This is a genomic window from Paenibacillus sp. FSL R5-0490 (assembly GCF_001956215.1).
Taxonomy (GTDB): Bacteria; Bacillota; Bacilli; order Bacillales; family Cytobacillaceae; genus Cytobacillus.
In genome coordinates this window covers 65115-78743 of sequence record NZ_MRTQ01000007.1, presented here as the reverse complement: position 1 = coordinate 78743, position 13629 = coordinate 65115, and the positions used below count along the sequence as shown (strand labels likewise).

12 protein-coding genes are annotated in these 13629 nt (G+C 47.7%); 11 read left to right on the top strand and 1 reads right to left on the bottom strand.

Annotated features, from left to right (window positions below; genetic code table 11):
* The first annotated feature begins 77 nt into the window (after positions 1-77).
* The 9 genes from BK139_RS07290 to BK139_RS07245 all read left to right on the top strand — a co-directional run bounded on the left by BK139_RS07290 (position 78) and on the right by BK139_RS07245 (position 10423).
* Entirely contained in the window at positions 78-1292 is a 1215-nt protein-coding gene (locus tag BK139_RS07290; protein WP_076257694.1) for a benzoate/H(+) symporter BenE family transporter, read from the top strand.
* A gap of 25 nt (positions 1293-1317) precedes the next feature.
* Entirely contained in the window at positions 1318-1815 is a 498-nt protein-coding gene (locus BK139_RS07285) for a GNAT family N-acetyltransferase (RefSeq protein ID WP_076257693.1), read from the top strand.
* A 464-nt stretch (positions 1816-2279) separates the two neighbouring features.
* Positions 2280-3296: a TAXI family TRAP transporter solute-binding subunit gene (locus BK139_RS07275; protein WP_076257691.1), complete on the top strand. Its 1017-nt coding sequence runs from the start codon at positions 2280-2282 to the stop codon at positions 3294-3296.
* 13 nt (positions 3297-3309) lie between these two features.
* Positions 3310-5274, top strand: coding sequence for a TRAP transporter permease (locus BK139_RS07270; protein WP_076257690.1), 1965 nt, complete (start codon positions 3310-3312; stop codon positions 5272-5274).
* 13 nt (positions 5275-5287) lie between these two features.
* Positions 5288-6007, top strand: coding sequence for a FadR/GntR family transcriptional regulator (locus BK139_RS07265; protein WP_076257689.1), 720 nt, complete (start codon positions 5288-5290; stop codon positions 6005-6007).
* The gene (locus BK139_RS07260) at positions 6001-7419 is read left to right on the top strand and encodes an FAD-binding oxidoreductase (protein ID WP_076257804.1); all 1419 of its coding nucleotides are present in this window, start codon (positions 6001-6003) and stop codon (positions 7417-7419) included. Before BK139_RS07265 ends, BK139_RS07260 begins: the two co-directional genes overlap by 7 nt.
* Positions 7412-8677, top strand: coding sequence for a (Fe-S)-binding protein (locus BK139_RS07255; RefSeq protein ID WP_076257688.1), 1266 nt, complete (start codon positions 7412-7414; stop codon positions 8675-8677). Before BK139_RS07260 ends, BK139_RS07255 begins: the two co-directional genes overlap by 8 nt.
* A gap of 18 nt (positions 8678-8695) precedes the next feature.
* Positions 8696-9904 carry an L-2-hydroxyglutarate oxidase gene (lhgO, locus tag BK139_RS07250; protein WP_076257687.1) on the top strand — a complete coding sequence of 403 codons (1209 nt, stop codon included), beginning with the start codon at positions 8696-8698 and terminating at the stop codon, positions 9902-9904.
* 63 nt (positions 9905-9967) lie between these two features.
* Complete coding sequence (locus tag BK139_RS07245; RefSeq protein WP_076257686.1) at positions 9968-10423, top strand: hypothetical protein; 456 nt, start codon at positions 9968-9970, stop codon at positions 10421-10423.
* 40 nt (positions 10424-10463) lie between these two features.
* On the opposite strand, the gene cbpA is transcribed toward BK139_RS07245, so the two are convergent.
* Positions 10464-11108 carry a cyclic di-AMP binding protein CbpA gene (gene cbpA / locus BK139_RS07240; RefSeq protein ID WP_076257685.1) on the bottom strand — a complete coding sequence of 215 codons (645 nt, stop codon included), beginning with the start codon at positions 11106-11108 and terminating at the stop codon, positions 10464-10466.
* Positions 11109-11247: 139 nt separating this feature from the next.
* Here cbpA and BK139_RS07235 point away from each other — a divergent pair, with 139 nt between their 5' ends.
* Both BK139_RS07235 and BK139_RS07230 read left to right on the top strand, forming a co-directional pair.
* The gene (locus BK139_RS07235) at positions 11248-11892 is read left to right on the top strand and encodes a LytTR family DNA-binding domain-containing protein (protein ID WP_076257803.1); all 645 of its coding nucleotides are present in this window, start codon (positions 11248-11250) and stop codon (positions 11890-11892) included.
* A gap of 132 nt (positions 11893-12024) precedes the next feature.
* On the top strand, positions 12025-13548 hold the full coding sequence (locus BK139_RS07230; protein WP_076257684.1) for a succinyl-CoA:acetate CoA-transferase ScpC: 1524 nt from the start codon (positions 12025-12027) through the stop codon (positions 13546-13548).
* Positions 13549-13629 lie beyond the last annotated feature (81 nt).

Genomic DNA, 13629 nt, shown 5'->3' with positions numbered 1-13629 from the left:
AGGCGAAATAGTTTGACAATTTACCTGTTTAAAATCATGATAGTAAGTAAAATACTCAGAAGTCGGGGGCAGGAAAAATGGGTTTGCCGAAGGAGAGGCATAACGGATACAGTCAGGCGGAACAAAAGGGTTCCTTCATAAGGGATTTAAATGCGGAAAACATTTCATCTGGAATCATTGCAAGCACGCTGGTTATGACCGGGCCTGCCCTGATTATCCTGCAGGCGGCGTCAGCAGGGCGATTCACGGATCAGCAGACGATTAACTGGATGTTTGCAGTTTATTTTTTCGGAGGTGTCTACAGCATCCTCATGCCGCTTCTATATCGTATTCCGATTACTGGGGGGCATTCGATTACAGGTGCAGCATTTTTGGCGACGGTGACTGCGCAATATTCGTACCCTGAACTAATTGGGGGATATGTCATTTCCGGGCTGCTGATTTTTCTGGTAGGCATTTCAGGTCTGTTTACAAAAATCATTGGCTGGGTGCCGAAAGAGGTTATCGCCTCCATGCTTGGCGGACTCGTTGCCGGGTATGTCGTGAAGCTCGTGCCTGCCATACAGGAAATGCCTGTTGTCGGAGGAGCGGCGTTAGTCAGTTTTCTGCTTTTTACGAGATATGTGAAAAAGTTCCCTCCTGTGCTCGCAGCCGTTGCGGCTGCCTTTGCCGCATTGTTTTTGACAGCCGATGTCCATCCGGCCAAAGAGATAGCGTATTTTCTCCCGTCTGTTCAGATGCCTGAATTCAGCTGGATGGGGCTCGTAACCATTGCCCTCCCGCTCGCGATGCTGATTCTGAGCAATGATGCAGCACCAGGAATCGGGGCTTTGGAAAGCGGGGATTTCAAGCCCCCTATTCGGAAAATTGTCTCATCAAGCGGCGTCTTCTCCGTAATCACCAGCTTTTTTGGCGGACAGTGTGCCAATATCGCCGGCATGATGAGCGCCATCTGTGCCGGACCGGATTCAGGGCCTAGGGATAAAAGGTATATGGGAGCAGTGGTGTCAGGGGCAATTACAATTGTCTTTGGGATATTCGCCTGGAAAATCGTGCCCTTTATCCAGTCGCTTCCGCAGGCATTTGTCTCACTGCTCGCCGGGTTCGCCCTGATTGGCGTCCTCCATTCCAGCCTGCAAACGGGCTTTTCCGGAAACCGGTACAGGCTAAGTGCCTTGGCAGCCTTCATCGTCACCTTATCAGGCGTGAGCTTTCTTCATATAAGCGCTCCTGTTTGGGGACTTGTTGCTGGGGCGGTATTGGCGGGGACAGTGGAGAGAGACGGGGTTTAATAGATAAATAATAAGGAGAACTAATATGATCATTCGCCATATAACCACAGCAGACGCTCAGTCCCTCGCACATCTAATCACCAAAGTAGAAAACGAATCAGACTACATGCTATTTGAGCCAGGTGAAAGGCAGACATCAGCAGAGGCACAGCTTAAGAGAATTGAAGCCATCCAAAAAGTAGACCATTCGACCATCATCATCGCGGAACAGAATAACAGATTGATAGGCTTCGTAATGGCCATCGGCGGTGCAGCAAAGAGAAACCGTCACTCAGCCTATCTGGTTGCAGGCATTCTCAGGGAACACAGAGGCCGGGGCATCGGCACCAAACTGTTTGAAGAACTGGACCGCTGGGCGCGTGAACACCATATCCACAAGCTGGAGCTTACAACAGTTATCCGCAATCAGGCCGGTGTCGCCCTCTATAAAAAGGCGGGATTCCAGATTGAAGGCACCAAAAAACATTCGCTTATGATAAACGGAGAATTTGTGGACGAATACTATATGGGTAAGCTGCTATAACAGATAGGCCATTTTCTTTTTTACAAGGGGATGGGCCTTTTTTTTATAGGGAGCAGTCTTAACCCAGGTGGCACTTCTGACAATGATAGAAGATTTCTGGGAGTTTGAGTCCGAACCTGGCCCAACTTCAGACAGAGAAAGCCGAAATACGGCACTCAGAGTCCGAACCCGGCCCAACTTCAGACTTAGAATGCCAAAATCCGGCACCCAGAGTCCGAACCCCGCCAGGCTTTAAACAAGAAAGCGCGAGCCCGCCGCCCAACCTAACCCTTCAACAACTCCACAAGGTAAATTTTCCTATTTTTAATTCAGAAACCCCTTTATTCACAAGGAATCTAGCAACCAAATCTACTAAACAAAAAGAAAAATCAGAATTTTAATTGAATTCAAAACGTGTAATCTTGTATACTTGTAATACAAGTTTGAAAAAAGCGCTTACATACTTACTGGAAAGGGAGGATTTTATGATTCAAAAAAAGTGGAAGATTATCATATCGGTTCTGACACTTATCTTTATTGCGATTGTTGGCGTACGGACAGCGGCCGAGAATAAGGATAAAAAGTTCGTATCCGTTGCGACCGCATCAACCGGAGGTACATATTACCCGATAGGAGTTGGAATGGCTAACATTTGGAGCAGCCATTTAAAGGGTGAGAAAATCCAGGCGAGCGGCCAGTCCTCTGCCGGATCCATTGAAAATATCGAACTTCTGCGTGAAGGGGAAGCACAGCTTGCTATTCTTCAGGGATTAATATCTTCTCAGGCTTATGCCGGTGAAGACTCTTTTGAAGGAAAGCGCTATGAGGATCTCCGCACAATCTCCATGCTCTGGCCCAATGTGGAGCATTTCGTGCTGATGAACAATAAGATCAAAAGTGGAACTATCGACGATATAAAAGGAACGCAATTTTCTGTTGGGCCGCAGGCCAGCGGTACGGAGCAATCCACAGTCGTGATGATGGATGGTCTCGGGCTTACAAAAAAGGATATTTCTCCTGAGTATCTGGGCTACAGTGACACGGTTTCCGCGATGCGTGACGGGAGATTGGATGGAGGTTCTCTTCCGGCAGGTATCCCGATTTCCGCTGTAACAGATATGTATGCAAGTAATGTCAAAGCATCGATCCTGGAAGTAACCGATGAACAGCTGGATGCCATCAATGCAGTATCTGACAGCTGGTACCGTTATGTTATTCCTGGAGGCACTTATCCTCGCATTGACGAAGATATCAACACAATAGCCCAGCCAAACCTATTATCCACAACAAAAGAAATGGATGAAGAAACCATCTACATTGTAACCAAAACACTATATGAAAATCTTGATGAAATGTATGAGGTTCATAGCTCTGCCAAGGAAATGACGCTGGAAACGGCCCTTGATGGCGTATCCGTGCCACTGCATGCCGGAGCATACAGATATTTTAAAGAAGCAGGCCTTGATATACCTGAAAATCTAATTCCGCCGGAAGCGAAATAAAGGAGGGAAAAGAATGACACAATCAACAAGCGAACCTATTGTACAGCCAGCCGACCTCGATAAAGAAGCTGGCGGCGGCATGCGCCTTCTTGAAGGGCCATATAAAAAAGCAGCGGCCATTATTGCTGTAGTGTTTTCTGCATTTGCCATTTATTCCAATGGATTATCCAATATTCAAGAGATTTATAGAAACCTGATTTTCCTGGGCATCCTTTTGGTAATGACTTTTTTCTATTATCCGGCCGGAAAGTCTTCCAATCAAAAAAGGTTTACAGCCCCTGATTACGTTTTTGCGGCACTTGCGATTGCCGGTCTCGGCTACCTGCTCCTGAACTACACAACCATTCATGTGGACCGGGGCTCCCAGCCGATTATGATTGACTATATCTTTGGTGCCATTACGATCATTGTCCTCCTTGAAGCTTCGAGAAGGGCAGTTGGGATTTTTATCCCGATCCTGTGCGGAAGCGCTATTATATATGCCCTGTTTGGCACATACTTCCCGTGGATATTCGGACATGCCGGCTTTTCACTTGAACGCCTTCTGTACCGTCTTTATATGACGACTGAGGGTGTATTGGGATTAACACTGTCAACGGCATCCACATTCATCGTCATGTTCGTTCTTTTCGGTGCTTTCCTGTCTGTCAGCGGTGCGACCCAGCTTTTCAATGATCTTGCCCTTGCCATTGCAGGACGAAAGCGCGGAGGCCCGGCTCAGGTTGCCGTCATTTCCAGTGCACTGACAGGATCTTTGAGCGGAAGTGCAGTAGCCAACGTTGCCACAACAGGCGCCTTTACGATTCCATTGATGAAATCCATCGGCCTTAAGCCTAAGTTTGCCGGTGCTGTTGAGGCTGCTGCTTCAACAGGCGGAATGATCATGCCGCCGATTATGGGTGCTGCGGCCTTCATTATGGCCGGGTTCCTTGGAATCTCTTATACGACGGTCATCCTGGCAGCGATCATTCCAAGTTTTCTCTACTATATCGCCTTGATTTTTGCCATTGATATTGAAGCGAAAAAGCAAGGCCTAAAAGGCATCAGCAAAGAGAATATCCCGGATGTCTTCCAAATCCTGAAGGAACGCGGGGTTCTCCTTATCCCGATTATCGTCGTTATCACAACACTTTTAATGGGAAAAACAGCCCTGTTTGCCGGATTTGCCGGGATCGGCGCGGTTATCATTGCGAGCTGGCTGGCAAAGGATAAATCTTCTAGGATCACGATCTCTAAAACTATTGAAGCTTTCATTGAAGGCGGAAGAGGGACGATTCAGGTCGGGATTGCCTGCGCCGCCATCGGAATCATCATCTGTGTTGTCACCATGACGGGAATTGGATCTACACTAGCTTATAATATTGTCGAATTAACGGGCGGACAGCTTTGGCTGATTTTAATCGTCGTCATGCTCACTTGCATCGTTTTAAGTATGGGGCTTCCATCCACAGCACTTTACATCGTCGTTGCCGTTACAGCAGCTCCTGCCCTTGTGGAAGCGGGCGTTAACCCGATTGCTGCACACTTCTTTGTGTTCTGGTTTGGTGCATTGTCCAACATTACACCGCCTGTGGCTTTGGCATCTTATACCGCAGCAGGACTGGCCGGCGCCAATGCGATGCAGACATCATGGGAAGCGCTTAGAATCTCACTGCCGGGCTTTATCATCCCGTTCATGATTGCCTATAATCCTATCATTCTGCTTCAGGCAGCAGAGGGAGAAACAATATCCATTTTATCAGTAGCACTTGTAGTCATCACAAGCACACTGGGTATTTACGCCCTGGCAAGTTCACTTGGAAACTACCTGAATGCCAAGCTGACGATTGTTGAAAGAATCCTAATGTTTGCAGGGGCTTTAATGCTGATTAAACCTGGCATGATTACGGATATTGCCGGACTCGGGCTTTGTGTGTTCGCGATTCTCTTCCATATCATTAGAGTAAAGAAAAGCAATTCAGTCGAAATCACCATATAAGGAGCTAACATCCATGAAAATCGAACGGAAAAAAATCTCGGCCCAGGTGCTGGATCAGCTGAAGGAAATGATAAAAGAAGGCAAGTTCCCGCCAAATGAGCCGATGCCATCCGAGAATGAACTGGCCAAACGGTTTGGCGTCAGCCGTGCGCCTGTCCGAGAGGCATTGAGCGTATTATCTGCCAGCGGGATCATTGAATCCAGGCAAGGCGGCAGAAGCTTCGTTAAAGAGGTTAATATGGCAGACATGCTTGGTTCGTTAGCGATTGAATACATTCCCGTGGAACAGGTATTTGAACTATTGGAAATGAGGATGGTTATGGAGACACAGGCAGCAGCAATTGCTGCCTTGCGTCGTGATGAGGACGACCTGGAAAAAATGAAAACGGCGCTCGATCAATTTGAAATCACGCTGACGAACCCTGAAGCAGTTGGCGATCAGGCCGACGTGAATTTTCATAAATACCTGATTGCAGCAACGAAAAATCGCTTCATGATACAGGTAATGGAAAACATCGATGATCTGTACCGGAAAGCAATTGCGTTTTCCCTTCAGAAAAACGTGGGCCTTCCGGCAAAGCGCGAACAGGTATATCAGGAGCATATGAGCATTTTTACAGCTATTCAAGATCAGGATGAAGAACGAGCGGCAAAGGCGATGCGGGTGCATCTTGAGAATGTGACAAAGAAATTGAAGGTGAACGAATGGGAAGGAAAGAAGGTGCCATGGTGATCACCGAACAGATTGTTGAGCGGCTTAAAAGCATCATGGGATCAGAAAAGCGCATTCTGCTTGAAAAAGCGGACCTGGTTTCTTATTCATACGACGGCTCATTTGGAGCCTATATTCCGGAGATCATCCTGCAGCCTGTCTCGACAGAGGAAACGGCGGGCATTGTAAAGGTCGCCAATGAACTGAAAATACCCGTCTATCCAAGAGGCAGGGGTACAAGTCTGAGCGGAGGCCCGCTCCCTGTCCACGGCGGGATGGTCCTTGATTTTTCCAGATGGACCCAAAAGCTGATCATTGACCCGGAGGATACCGTTGCGATTGTATCTCCAGGTGTTATAACTGCTGATATTGACCGTGAAGCAAAGCGGCATGGGCTGATGTATCCGCCAGACCCAAGCAGCTCCCATGTTTCCACAATCGGAGGGAATCTCGCAGAAAATGCAGGCGGCCCGCGCGGTTTAAAGTACGGGGTAACGAAGGATTACGTCTTGGGCCTTGAGATCGTCACGCCGGAAGGGGACATCATTCGGACAGGCGGACGGACGGTCAAAAACGTTACAGGCTATGACCTGACGAAGCTGATCGTTGGATCCGAGGGGACGCTCGGCATCATCACAGAGGCCATCCTTCAGCTGATTCCAAGACCGCAGGCAACCCAGACAATGATGGTCATTTTTGATGACATTATTGATGCCGGAAAGGCGATATCGGCTGTGCTCACATCCGGCATCCTGCCTTCCAAAATGGAAATTATGGATCAGGCTTCGATCCAGGCTGTGGAAGAGTTTCAGCCGATCGGGCTCCCGACAGATGTGGATGCCATTATCCTGATTGAGCTGGATGGCCATCCAATCGCCATCAGGGATGAAAGCGAGCAGGTGAAGCAGGTGTGCCTGGAAGTTGGGGCGAGAGAAGCCATCATTGCCAGGGATGAAGAATCCGCCGGGAATCTGTGGAAAGCAAGAAAACTTGTTTCGCCGGCCATCGTCAGGAAAAAGCCGACGAAAATATCCGAAGATGCCACCATTCCAAGAAGCAAGATACCTGAGATGTTCAGAAGGCTTCAGGAAATTAAAGCGAAATATGAAATCGACTTAGTCGTATTCGGCCATGCGGGTGATGGAAATCTGCATCCGAATATCATAACTGATAAGCAGGATAAAGAAGAAATGAAGCGCGTGGAAAAAGCGGTGGAGGAGATTTTTACCGCAGCGATTGAATTGGGAGGAACCCTCTCAGGCGAGCATGGAATCGGGACCATGAAGGCACCGTTTATGGAAATGGAGCTAGGTGAAATGGGCTTGGACATGATGAAACGAATGAAAAAAGCTTGGGATCCAAACAACATTATGAATCCGGGCAAAATTTTCCCAGAGACAAAAGGGCAGAGGCTGGTGTTAGTCCATGACTAGCCAGCTCGCCTATAAAGAAACGTTTGACTGTGTCCAATGCGGCTATTGTCTCCCGGCATGCCCCACATACGCCAGCATGGGGAAAGAAAGGCACTCTCCAAGGGGACGGATCAATCTTGTGCAAATGGCGGCGGAAGGAAAAATAACCATCGAAGAAATTACCGAATCGCTGGAGCTCTGCCTCGGCTGCCGCGCCTGTGAGACGGCATGTCCAACCAATGTTCAATATGGAAAAATCCTCGAGTCTTTTAAGCAAGTAAAGAGGGCCGAAGCACCATCTCCATTCGTGGAGAACATGGCTCTGCAGAAGGCCTTGCCGAATAAAAAACTGCTGGCAGCCATGAGAGCTTCACTTCGGGCCTATCAGAAAACAGGTTTGGATTCGATTGCCCGCAAAAGCAAGGCCCTCGGCATTCTTCCAGAACAGCTTAGGGCTTTTGAAGAGATCGCTCCGGCTGTGGAAATGCCAAATAAACAGCTGAGAACGGGCATCCTTCTGCCAGAGCGTGAGCCGAAAGCCCGTGTCGCGTTTTTTACAGGCTGTATTATGGATGTGTTTTTTGCCAAAATCAATGACCTCAGCATCAAGCTGCTTCAGCATGCCGGCTGCGAAGTCACCGTAATCAAGGAACAGACCTGCTGCGGTGCGCTTCAGAATCATAGCGGAGATACGGGAACATCCAGAAAATTGGCGAAGGAAAATATTGTAGCTTTTGAAAAAGGGAACTTTGATTATGTGGTAAATGCGATTGGCGGCTGCGGTGCGATGCTTGTTGAATATGATCACCTACTCGCAGAAGACCCGGAATGGGCAGAGCGTGCCAGGGTGTTCGCCCAAAAGAATAAAGATGTAAGTGTAATACTGAACAAACTCGGAATCAGTTTCACCCGGGAACTCTCAGGTGCTGTAACCTATCAGCCATCCTGCCATTTACTAAATGTGCAGAAGGTGGCGGAAGATCCCGTTCAGCTCCTCGAAGGCATACCAGGCATTACATATGTTCCGCTTCCGAAAGGGGACATGTGCTGCGGATCGGCCGGAATCTATAATATTGTTCACTATGAAGAGTCCATGGAAATACTCGACACTAAAATGGAACAAGTCCAAAGCATCTCGCCTGACACCATCGTCACGTCCAACCCTGGCTGCCATCTGCAGATGTGCCTCGGGGTGAAACGTGAGGGGCTTGAAGACAAGGTGCGTGTTGTCCATATTATTGAAATACTGGCAGAAGCCTGCGGAATTGATCATAAATAAGAGAAAGGGTGGAGGATCATGTACGATTACATCATAATTGGCGGGGGCATTGTCGGCCTTTCAACAGGAATGGAGCTGCTGAACCGGTTTCCATCAGCAAAAGTGGCCATCCTGGAAAAAGAAAGCCACGTGGCGGCCCACCAGACAGGCCATAACAGCGGTGTCATCCATTCAGGAATTTACTATAAACCTGGCAGCTATAAAGCCAGGCTTGCCAAAAAAGGCAGTGAGTCCATGACAGAATTTTGCCGGAAGCATGGGCTTGAAGTGGATATCTGCGGGAAAGTCATTGTCGCGAGCGAAGATTTCGAGCTGCCGCTTTTGGACGATTTATATCAGCGCGGGCTGGACAACGGACTTGGAATCAGAATGATCGATCAGGGGGAGCTTCATGAAATAGAGCCGCATGTAAATGGAAAAAAGGCTATCCATGTGCCAATGGCCGGAATAGTCAACTATAAGCAGGTTTCGGAAAAAATGGCTGAGATCATTACAGCAAAAGGCGGGGACATCCTGTTGAATCATAAAGTATTAGCCATTGACGAAACAGCTCAGGAAGTAATCGTCCAGACCAGCAGGGGAGAGATAAGAGGAGCTTACTATGTAAACTGCGGCGGCCTGCAGTCAGACCGGATCGCCAAGCTTGCCGGATTGAAGACGGATGTCAAAATCGTGCCATTCAGGGGCGAGTATTTCATGCTCAAGCCGGAGAAAAGCAGTCTCGTCAAAAATCTGATCTACCCTGTGCCAAATCCTAACTTCCCGTTTCTTGGGGTCCATTTTACCCGCATGATTAACGGAGCTATTGATGTGGGGCCGAATGCCGTTCTAAGCTTTAAAAGGGAGGGCTATAAAAAGACGGACCTGAATGTGGCAGACCTGATGGATGTTATGGCTTATAAAGGCTTCTGGAAGCTCGCAAAGAAATATATGAAAGAGGGAGTGGAAGAAATGATCCGCTCAGCATCCAAGGAGCTCTTCATGAAAAATGTCCAGAAGCTTATGCCGGACATTCAGAAGGATGATATTGTTCCCGGGCCGGCCGGTGTCAGAGCACAGGCCTTGAAGGATGATGGTTCATTAGTCGATGACTTTTTCATTGTGCCCAGCAAACGCTCCATCCATGTTTTAAATGCACCATCTCCGGCCGCGACGGCTTCCATAGAGATTGGAAAAGAGATTGTCAGGAAGATGGACGGGATGTTTAAGATGGAATCAGCTGTTTAATAAAAAAATGGAGAATAATTCAAATCCCCCTAAACCACAATATGGAAGAAGGGGGATTCTTATATGAAACTAACTACAGCGATCAGGCTGCTTCATTTGGTCATTCCTTGGCTGACCATATTCTTTCTGCCCAGGAAGTCATTCAATAAATTTTCGACTGTTTCTGTTTTCGCAGGTATTTTAGTGTTAATTTTAAGCACTCTGGCCATTCCCTTTAAATGGTGGACAGTGGAGGGCGGCCACTTCAAGAAATTGCTCAATGACCTCACCTTTATTATGGGCCCATTCTTTATCGGAACGCTATGGATCTTTCATTTTACCTTTGGCAGCTTCAAAAAGTATTTGGCTGTGAATGCCATCATGGATCTGCTGTTCGCATACCCGCTTAACTACTTATATCAAAGGTTGAATTTATATAAGCTCGTAAAATTTAAGCCCACCCATATTTTCCTGTTCTTCACCTCTTATGCCTGGATTATTTACGGGTACCAGGAATTTTTTCACCGGAATAACCGGTAAGAAAAAGCCGCTCCATTATGGAACGGCTTTTCATATTAAATCAGCATTCACCATTATGGCACTCGACCCCAATTACCCGGAAGCCATTTGCATCCATTTCCTTCTTGATTTTTTCCAGGGTCTCCTCTGTCGTATCTTTTGGCAATGTAAAAAGGACGCGGCGGATCAGACTGACATGGAAATTGGATGAATCCAATGAGATGACGCCCTGGATATCGCTGTACTTGCTGATTATGCCCGTCATCTTTTTCAGGGTTCCCTGTGTGCCATAGCTGCCCACAGTCAGCGTATAGCTGCCGCGGTTCAGCCCCCACGCTTCCTCCAGAAGTTCCAGTACAGCTGCATGGGTCAGCAGTCCGGCAAAATGGCCCTGGTTATTTTCAACCGGAAGATAAGGATATCTTTTCAGCGTGAAGAAGGCCTTCATGAAAGAGTCGTCCTCGTCGATCACGGTATGCTGGTCTTTAGCCAGAACCGTAATCCGTTCATCCAGAGAATGAGTCTCCTTATATTCTAAAATATCAACCTTATAGATGTTGCCGGCAAACTTTGTATGTGTGGAATCCAGAATTGGGACACAACGGTAACCTGTTTTATTTAAAAACTGCAGCGCCTGTTCCAAATTGAATGTCTCATCACAAAAATGAACATCTTTTTTCTCCACCATCTGATGGCGAATTAGCATGCGAACATCCTCCTTTACCCCAAACCTTCTCTATTCTATGCGGGTGCTTTTTCGGCCATGATAAGAAATTAAGTGATTCCCCTTACGAAAACTTGTAAAATAAGAAAAAACCATCATCATGAAAGGTGCTGAAAAGAACGTGGAAAGCATTACAGTTGTATCGCTGCTGGATGTAATTGGGGAGCTGTTTTCCGATGAGATTTCCATAGCGGTTTCCAATACGAGTGAATATATTTATTACCGGCCGAGCAAGCGCATCGATTTGAAAATCAGGCCGGGGGACATGGTTAAGGAAGGGACCATCGCCTATAAGGCTTTAGGGACACAGCAAAGAGTCTCGGAGTTTATCGACCGTGATGTGTTCGGTGTTCCGTATCACGGCATGGCTGTGCCATTTTTGCATGAAGGGAAGCTTGAAGGCTGTGTAACAGCGATTTTCCCGGCTTTGACGGACGGCAAATCGGTTGTGACAATGAAAACGAATGATGGCTGGATTCCGATTCCTTTTTCCGAAGTTGTCTGCCTTGAGGCAAAGGATAAGAAGACCTATGTACATACTGGCGGCCATTCAGGCACCCATAAATACTCGCTGCAGGATTTTGAGTATTCGCTGCCGAAGGACAGTTTCATCCGCTGCCACCGCTCATTCATTGTAAATGTTAATCATATCAAGGAAATCTTTCCTGATACCCATTCCACCTTTCTCCTCGTCATGAAAAATGGGGACCGGGTGCCTGTCAGCCAGTCCTATTCCAGCTATTTCAGGAAATTGCTTGGTTTTTAGAAAATTCTTTCTGTTTCAGCTGTGAAATTTGCTGTTTTATCGGAATTTTCCGTAAGATAACCGGAAAAATCCTGGCTCCCTCTTTATCCGGGTAAAATGATTACATATATCTTGATAGAGGGGATGAGCATCATGGAGAAACATTTAGAACGGATTCGCGACAGCCGCCTGCATGACCGGGTAGTTACACCTGAAGAAGCAGCATCCTGGATTCAGGATGGCATGACTCTGGGGCTAAGCGGCTTCACACGTGCGGGTGATGTGAAAGCGGTGCCATTTGCGCTCGCTGACCGTGCCAAACATGAGAGCTTTAAAGTGAATGTGTATACTGGGGCTTCTTTGGGATCTGATGTGGATAAGCTTTTTGCGGAAGCCGGAATTTTAGGAAAAAGGCTGCCATTTCAGGCCGATCCCACCATGAGAAAAGGGATTAATCAGGGGGATTTTCTGTTTGTCGATCAGCATTTATCCCACACGGCAGAGCTTATCCGCGCCAATGTCATGGATCCGATTGATTTCGCTATTTTGGAAGCGGTTTCTATCTCGGAGGATGGGCTGATCATTCCGTCTACTTCTATCGGAAACTCGCTGTCTTTCGCGGAAAATGCCAGACATATCATTGTTGAAATCAATTTGGCACAATCCACACAGCTGGAAGGATTGCATGATTTATATGAACCTGGCAGGCAGGGGGAGCGGAATCCGATCCCGCTGACGAAAGCCGACGACCGTATCGGCGATCCGGGAATTAAAGTGGATATGGATAAGGTGAGGGGAATCGTATTCACGAATCAGCAGGACTCTCCTTCGACGATCGTGCCGCCGGATGAAGAAACCGCCATTATGGCTCAGCATCTGCTTCAGTTTCTACGCAGGGAGATTGCAGCAGGAAGGCTGACAAATAGCCTGGCACCGCTGCAGTCGGGTATTGGCTCGGTGGCGAATGCCGTGCTTCATGGAATGCTCGACTCTGAGTTTGAGAATCTGGAAGTCTATTCAGAAGTGCTGCAGGATGCTGTATTTGACTTGATGGATGCCGGAAAGGTGAACTTTGCTTCCTGCTGTTCTATCACACTATCAGATGAAAAGATGAAAGAGGTTTTCACGAATTTTGACCGGTACAGGGACCGTTTAATCATGCGTCCTCAGGAGATTTCCAATCACCCTGAAATCATCCGCCGCCTCGGCTTGATTTCAATCAATACAGCATTGGAGCTTGATATCTATGGAAACGTGAACTCAACCCATGTCCTGGGAACGAAAATGATGAATGGCATCGGCGGCTCCGGAGATTTTGCGAGAAATGCCCGACTGGCAATCTTCGTGACGAAGTCTATTGCCAAAGACGGCAAGATTTCAAGCATCGTCCCATTCGTCTCCCATGTCGACCACACCGAGCACGATGTAGATGTCATCGTAACAGAGCAGGGCTATGCAGACCTGCGCGGGCTTGCTCCAAGGCAGCGCGTGGAGTTGATCATCGAGAATTGTGCACACCCGCTGTACCGCGACCAGCTTCGCGACTATTACCGGGAAGCCCTCACAAGAGGCGGCCAAACACCGCACGTACTGGAAAAGGCACTCTCCTGGCACACAGACTTTGCAAAAAATGGAACCATGCTGAAAGAAACAGCGGCAGCTGCTGGCCGTCAGTGATGAGATAGTGACAGGCACCTATACCACTTCATCCAAGTGGTATAGGTACCTGTCACTTTTAATGTTACAATGATAGCTATA

What these genes read in the sequence shown, in the direction of transcription:
- BK139_RS07290 (WP_076257694.1), top strand. Translation starts at nt 78, where the DNA reads ATGGGTTTGCCGAAGGAGAGGCATAACGGATACAGTCAGGCGGAACAA.
- BK139_RS07285 (WP_076257693.1), top strand. Translation starts at nt 1,318, where the DNA reads ATGATCATTCGCCATATAACCACAGCAGACGCTCAGTCCCTCGCACAT.
- BK139_RS07275 (WP_076257691.1), top strand. Translation starts at nt 2,280, where the DNA reads ATGATTCAAAAAAAGTGGAAGATTATCATATCGGTTCTGACACTTATC.
- BK139_RS07270 (WP_076257690.1), top strand. Translation starts at nt 3,310, where the DNA reads ATGACACAATCAACAAGCGAACCTATTGTACAGCCAGCCGACCTCGAT.
- BK139_RS07265 (WP_076257689.1), top strand. Translation starts at nt 5,288, where the DNA reads ATGAAAATCGAACGGAAAAAAATCTCGGCCCAGGTGCTGGATCAGCTG.
- BK139_RS07260 (WP_076257804.1), top strand. Translation starts at nt 6,001, where the DNA reads ATGGTGATCACCGAACAGATTGTTGAGCGGCTTAAAAGCATCATGGGA.
- BK139_RS07255 (WP_076257688.1), top strand. Translation starts at nt 7,412, where the DNA reads ATGACTAGCCAGCTCGCCTATAAAGAAACGTTTGACTGTGTCCAATGC.
- lhgO (WP_076257687.1), top strand. Translation starts at nt 8,696, where the DNA reads ATGTACGATTACATCATAATTGGCGGGGGCATTGTCGGCCTTTCAACA.
- BK139_RS07245 (WP_076257686.1), top strand. Translation starts at nt 9,968, where the DNA reads ATGAAACTAACTACAGCGATCAGGCTGCTTCATTTGGTCATTCCTTGG.
- cbpA (WP_076257685.1), bottom strand. Translation starts at nt 11,108, where the DNA reads ATGCTAATTCGCCATCAGATGGTGGAGAAAAAAGATGTTCATTTTTGT.
- BK139_RS07230 (WP_076257684.1), top strand. Translation starts at nt 12,025, where the DNA reads ATGGAGAAACATTTAGAACGGATTCGCGACAGCCGCCTGCATGACCGG.